We start from the raw sequence: 5,875 nt of genomic DNA, 5'->3' as shown, positions 1-5,875 counted from the left end.
AGATTCGGGTATCCGCTGCAGCCGGAGGCTGGGGTGAACGCGGCGCCCGGATCAATTCGATCAGCCCCGGCGTCATCTCGACCGCAATGGGACGGCTAGAGCTCGACAGCGAATCGGGCACGCTGATGCGAGCAATGGTGGACAACTCAGGGCTTCGGCGTCTTGGCACACCCGAAGACATCGCGGCTGCCGCCGAGTTTTTGCTCGGACCGTCGGCGTCGTTTGTCACCGGTACTGATCTGCTGGTCGACGGCGGCGTGGTCGCCGCGATCCTTACCGGCACCATCGATCTGGCCAAAGCGCTCGCCGAACGCTGACGTCGGCTGCTCAGAGCAGCGCGGCCAGCTCCGAGGACAATCCACCACTCGCCGTGCCGGTTTCGTGCCCCAGCGCCGATAGGATCTCGTAGAGGTGGTTAACCGGCTTGAGCGGTGGTTGTGCCGTCCGTCAGTAGGACAGCAGCCAGGTCGTACGTGCCACCGGCCCCGCCGGTGTCGGCATCGGAGAGGGCACTACTGGCCTCGCCGCCGACCGGGCCGACGGCGCCTGCGTAGTTGAAGTTGCCGTTCCGGGCCACTCGAGACCTCGCCCAGTGGCCAGTTATGACACGCGATCGACCAAAATAAGCGCAATAACTGGCCACTCGGTCTCAACCTGGCTAGTCGACCGGCGCTCCGGTCGCCGCTGCGTGCCCGGCGCGATAGCCGAAAACCATTGCCGGGCCGATGGTTCCGCCGGCCCCGCCGTAAGCACGTCCGGTCGGCCCGGCCATCGCGTTGCCGGCGGCGAAGAGACCCGGGATCGGCGCGCCGCCGACGTGCAACACACGCCCGTCTCGATCGGTGCGCGGCCCACCTTTGGTGCCCATTGCGCCGACCGAGACTGGAACCGCGTAGAACGGCGCGGTATCGATCGGGCCGAGTGTCCTGCCGGCCGTCGTCGTCGCATGCTCGTCGCCCCAGTAACCGTCGTACGCGCTTGAGCCACGGCCGAAGTCGGGATCCGCGCCCACGCTCGAATGCTGATTCCAGTTTTCGATGGTGCGGTCGAGCCCGTCGAGCGCAATCCCGGTCTTGGCGGTCAACTCGTTGAGATCCGCTGACTCGCAGAACCATTCCGGAACCGGGCCGTCGGGGTCAACGCCCAGAAAACCGTAACGCTTGAGGTGTTGTGAGTCGAACACCATCCAGGCCGGGTCGTTGACGTAGCCCTCGCGTGGGTCGAGGTAGTGGAACGCGCCGGCCATCGAGTTGTAATCGCATGCCTCGTTGACGAATCGCTTGCCGAGCCGGTTGACGATGATGCTGCGTGGGCGGGTTCGCTCGAGTCGCACGCTGCGGCTGCGCTGGCGCCCGTCGATTGTGTCGCCCGGGATCTGCACGATCGGCACCCACCAGGCCTCGCCCATGTTGGCCAGGTCGGCGCCGTGGGCCATCACCATCCGCAGTCCGTCGCCGGTGTTGTTGGGCGGCGAGACAGCGCCGTGCATCGGCCCGCGCAGAAAAGCGTTGACAAGAGTGGGATCCCACTCGAATCCGCCGGTGCCCAGGATGACTGCCTGACGGGCGTGCACGGTCAGAGGGCGGCCGTCGGCGGCGATCCGGACCCCGGTGATCGTGCCGTCGTCGGCGATCAACTCCTCGGCCCGGGCGTTGGTCTGCGGCGTGACACCGGCATCGAGCAACCCTTTGAGCAGTCCGGCGATCAGCGCCGTGCCGGCCACGCACAGGTCGGCGTTCGGGTCACTTCCCGCGTACAGGCGAGCCCTGGTTTCGGCGTCGAAGCCGACATTCGACCAGTCCTCCGGGAACGCGGTGATCCGATCGCGCCACTCGCCGAGTTGGTTGAGATCGAACGGCGTCGCGCTCAATGATCGACCGCCCCCGGGCTTCCCACCGGGCAACTCCGGCTTGTAATCCGGGAAGCCGGTCGCTATTTCGAACCGCAAACTGCTGTGCGCCTCGATGAAGTCGAGCATCGCGGGGCCGGTCCGGACGAAGGTGTCGACGAGTGCGTCGTCCATCGATCCGAGTGCCTGCGCCCGCAGATAACTGAGCGCGTCCTCGACCGACAGTTCACCGTCGGGTGAGCGATTGTGCGCAGGAATCCACACCACGCCACCCGACACCGCGGTCGTGCCGCCGACCGTCGCGGCCTTCTCGTAGACCGCGACCGAGGCGCCGTTGGCGGCTGCAGTCAGTGCGGCCGCGAGTGCGGCTGCGCCGCTGCCGAGAACGACGACGTCGGCTTCCTGGTCCCAGGACGGCATGCGCTTTCCGTTCCTTCCTGCCGGGTCAGCTGAGGATCTCCGATAATTCCTTGGCCGCCTTGATAACTGCGTCTTTACCGCGCATCACCACGTCCTCGCGGTGCGAGATCAAGTTGATGCACGCCGGCGGTGACGGTACGTCTCGATGCACTGGAACCGCCAAACCGTATGTGTTCGGCTCGATTTCACCGTGGGTGATCACCCACCCCTGCTCGCGGGCGATTGCCACCAGATCCCGTTCGTCGGGTCGGGCCGGCAGGCTGGCCAGCAATGCAATGCCCGCAGCGCCCCGATCGAGCGGGTAGCGGCTGCCTTCATGGAATGCCAGCTGGTAGGGGACCTGGGTGGGAACGATCACCGCGATGGCCACCTGCTGGTCGCCCTCGGCCACCAGAAGCGACACCGTCGTGCCCAGTTCGTCGGCCAGCGCGCGCAGGATCGGCACGCTGAGTTGGCGAACGTTGCGGTCGAAGGCCGCGCCCAGTTGCGCCAATCCGGACGCAGGCCGGTAGCGGCCGTCCTCGCCCTTGGCGATGAAGCGGAATTGGGTCAGCGTGGCGAGCAGGCGATACGCGATCGTGCGATGAACGCCGACACCGTCGGCGACCTGCTGCACGGTCATGCCCGCGGATGCATCGGCCACCAGTTGCAGGGCGGTGAGGCCGCGCGCCAGCGTCTGTGAGCCGGGTGGGGTGGTCGTCGGCACCTCGCGCATGTCAGCGGGCCCCGATCTTGCTTGACAGACACCTCGGCGAGAGTGATGCTCTATAGATAGTGCACATTAGTGTGCGATTTTAGCACACATCGGTGGCGTAAAACGAGAACCACATTTCCGCCCGACGGCAGGAGAGGAACCGGTGGCCGAGCACGAAAGCGTGTGGAGTGACCTGCAGGGCGTCCCGTTCGAGCAGGGCTACCTGACTGCCGGTGGTGTGCGAACCCGCTACCTGCATGCCGGCGACGAGAGCAAGCCGCCCCTGATTCTGCTGCACGGATCAGGGGGCCACGCCGAAGCGTATGTGCGCAATCTGGAAGCGCACGGCGAACACTTCTCGGCCTGGTCGATCGACATGCTGGGCCACGGCTACACCGATAAACCCGGCCATCCCTTGGAGATTCGCCACTACATCGATCATCTGCTGGCGTTTCTGGAGGCCATCGACGTCACGCGCGCCCACCTGTCCGGTGAGTCGTTGGGCGGCTGGGTGGTGTCGCGCGTCGCGGCGGATCATCCCGAGACGGTCGACCGGTTGGTGCTCAACACCGCGGGCGGCTCGCAAGCCGACCCCGAAGTGATGAAGCGGATCATCACGCTGTCGATGGCGGCCGCCGAGAACCCGACGTGGGAGACCGTGCAGGCCAGGATCAAATGGCTGATGGCCGACAAGTCCAAGAACTACGACGACTTGGTCGCCAGCCGGCAGCGGGTGTATCGCCAGCCCGGATTCGTCGACGCGATGCGCGACATCATGGCCCTGCAGGATCCCGAGACCCGCGACCGTAACCTGCTGCGTGCCAACGACTATGGGTCGATCACCGCGCCCACGCTGGTGGTGTGGACCAGCGACGACCCGACCGCCGACGTCACCGAGGGCCGCCGCATCGCGTCGATGATCCCCGGGGCCCGCTTCGAGGTGATGTCCGGCTGCGGTCACTGGCCGCAGTACGAGGACACCAAGACGTTCGACCGCCTGCACATCGACTTCCTGCTGGGGCGCTGATGCCGGACGGCGACCAAGAGGTGGACGTGGACGTCGTCGTCGTCGGCGCTGGCCCGGTCGGCCTGACGTTGGCGAATATCCTTGGCCTCCAAGGCGTCAGCACGCTGGTGATCGAAGAACGTGACACCCTGATCGATTATCCGCGCGGTGTCGGCCTCGATGACGAGTCACTGCGCACCTTCCAGGCGATCGGGGTGGTCGAGCACGTGCTCCCACACACCGTGCCCAATCAGATCCTGCGGTTCGTGGATGCCAAGCGCCGGATACTCGCCGAGATGGCACCTCCGGACGCACGTTTCGGTTGGGCCAAACGCAACGGTTTTGTCCAGCCACTGGTCGATGCCGAACTGCTGCGCGGTCTGGAGCGCTTCGAGCACGTCGAGGTGCAGTGGGGACGGGCAATGTCGTCCTACACCGAATCGGCCGACGCGGTCACCGTCGAATTCGGCGGCGACCACGGACCGAGAACCGTGCGTACCCAGTATGTCGTCGGCTGCGACGGCGGGCGTAGCGTCACTCGGCGGCTGATGGGGGTCTCCTTCGACGGCACCACCTCACCGACCCGCTGGCTGGTGGTCGACATCGCCAACGATCCGCTCGGTCATCCCAACAGCGAAGTCGGCGCCGACCCGGCCCGTCCCTACGCGTCGATCTCGATCGCGCACGGAATTCGCCGCTTCGAGTTCATGATTCACGCCGATGAGACCGACGAGCAGGCCGAAGATCCGGCCTTCCTCACCCAGATGCTGTCCTCGATGGTGCCGCACCCGGATCGGGTCGACGTGATTCGGCACCGGCTCTACACCCACCACTCACGGATCGCCGGCGCATTCCGCAAGGGGCGCCTGCTGCTCGCTGGGGACGCCGCGCACCTGATGCCGGTGTGGCAGGGGCAGGGCTACAACAGTGGCATCCGCGACGCGACCAACCTCGGCTGGAAGCTCGCCGCCGTGGTCAACGGGTACGCCGACGACGCGCTGCTCGACAGCTACGACGTCGAGCGCCGCAAGCACGCCCGCGCGATGATCGATCTGTCGACGATGGTGGGCCGCGTCATCTCGCCGACCAACCGCCACGTCGCCGCGGCCCGCGACCTGTTGGTCCGGTCGGCGTCAATTGTGCCTTCGCTCAAGCGATACGTGCTCGAGATGCGATTCAAGCCGATGCCGCGCTACGACCAGGGCGCCGTCGTGCACCCCGAGCCGCGGCGGGCCGATTCACCGGTCGGAACGTTGTTCGTGCAACCCCGGGTCGATACCCGAGAACAGCGCGACGTCCTGCTCGACGACGTACTCGGCAACGGATTCGCCGTCGTGTGCTGGAACAACAACCCGCGGGCCATCCTCGGCGCCAAGGCCTTCGCCGACTGGCAGGCGCTCGGAACGAAGCTGGTCGCGGCCCGGCCGTCGACCCAGCTGCACTGGGACGGCGACGACGATCCCGACGTGGTCGTGGTCGGCGACCGGGCCGGCCAGCTCAAAGCCTGGTTCGACGCGCATCAGGAGTCCGTGCTGTTCCTACGTCCCGACCGATGCGTCGCGGGTGCCTGTATCGCCCAACTCGCCCCTGAGCTGAGTTCTTCGCTTTTCAACGTCCTCACCTTGACACCGGGAGGCGGTGATTCTCAAAGTGTCCATCGCCCTGTGCTGCATGTCCCACAGCCCACTGCTCAATCTGCCCGGGCCGTCGCAGGATCTTCTTGATGACATTGACGGCGCACATACGCAGGCAAAGGATTTCGTCGCGGACTTCAACCCGGAACTCGTGGTCATCTTTGCCCCCGACCACTACAACGGGTTCTTCTACCGGACGATGCCGCCGTTCTGCATCGGCACCGACGCACAGGGGGTCGGCGACTACGGCACGCACAATGGTCCTCTCGATG

General features: G+C 66.1%; 7 protein-coding genes. 4 read left to right on the top strand and 3 right to left on the bottom strand.

Translation table 11 applies throughout. The features are described from left to right. Window positions 1-317, top strand: a 317-nt coding sequence (locus AC2VOU_RS06910) for an SDR family oxidoreductase (RefSeq protein ID WP_486956699.1), incomplete at its 5' end; no start/stop codon positions are given. 98 nt (window positions 318-415) lie between these two features. On the opposite strand, the gene AC2VOU_RS06905 is transcribed toward AC2VOU_RS06910, so the two are convergent. The 3 genes from AC2VOU_RS06905 to AC2VOU_RS06895 form a co-directional block, all read right to left on the bottom strand. Then, window positions 416-577 (bottom strand): hypothetical protein, encoded by a 162-nt coding sequence (locus AC2VOU_RS06905; protein WP_486956698.1) that lies wholly within the window; start codon window positions 575-577, stop codon window positions 416-418. A gap of 81 nt (window positions 578-658) precedes the next feature. After that, a complete protein-coding gene (locus tag AC2VOU_RS06900; RefSeq protein ID WP_486956697.1) occupies window positions 659-2,269 on the bottom strand; it encodes an FAD-dependent oxidoreductase in 1,611 nt (536 codons plus the stop codon). Between the two features lie 25 nt (window positions 2,270-2,294). Next, window positions 2,295-2,984, bottom strand: a complete 690-nt coding sequence (locus AC2VOU_RS06895; protein ID WP_486956696.1) for an IclR family transcriptional regulator — start codon at window positions 2,982-2,984, stop codon at window positions 2,295-2,297. A 142-nt stretch (window positions 2,985-3,126) separates the two neighbouring features. Here AC2VOU_RS06895 and AC2VOU_RS06890 point away from each other — a divergent pair, with 142 nt between their 5' ends. The 3 genes from AC2VOU_RS06890 to AC2VOU_RS06880 form a co-directional block, all read left to right on the top strand. Beyond that, window positions 3,127-3,990, top strand: a complete 864-nt coding sequence (locus tag AC2VOU_RS06890) for an alpha/beta fold hydrolase (RefSeq protein WP_486956695.1) — start codon at window positions 3,127-3,129, stop codon at window positions 3,988-3,990. Continuing rightward, window positions 3,990-5,693: a bifunctional 3-(3-hydroxy-phenyl)propionate/3-hydroxycinnamic acid hydroxylase gene (locus tag AC2VOU_RS06885; protein WP_486956694.1), complete on the top strand. Its 1,704-nt coding sequence runs from the start codon at window positions 3,990-3,992 to the stop codon at window positions 5,691-5,693. The genes AC2VOU_RS06890 and AC2VOU_RS06885 overlap by 1 nt, the downstream gene beginning before the upstream one ends. Continuing rightward, window positions 5,641-5,875, top strand: a 235-nt coding sequence (locus AC2VOU_RS06880; protein WP_486956693.1) for a DODA-type extradiol aromatic ring-opening family dioxygenase, incomplete at its 3' end; no start/stop codon positions are given. The genes AC2VOU_RS06885 and AC2VOU_RS06880, both read left to right, overlap by 53 nt.

The organism is Mycobacterium sp. TH-M25 (assembly GCF_057473665.1).
This window is presented reverse-complemented; position numbering and strand designations above follow the sequence as displayed.

Coding starts and splice junctions, on each gene's coding strand:
- AC2VOU_RS06895 (WP_486956696.1), bottom strand. CDS start 2,984: ATGCGCGAGGTGCCGACGACCACCCCACCCGGCTCACAGACGCTGGCG.
- AC2VOU_RS06885 (WP_486956694.1), top strand. CDS start 3,990: ATGCCGGACGGCGACCAAGAGGTGGACGTGGACGTCGTCGTCGTCGGC.
- AC2VOU_RS06900 (WP_486956697.1), bottom strand. CDS start 2,269: ATGCCGTCCTGGGACCAGGAAGCCGACGTCGTCGTTCTCGGCAGCGGC.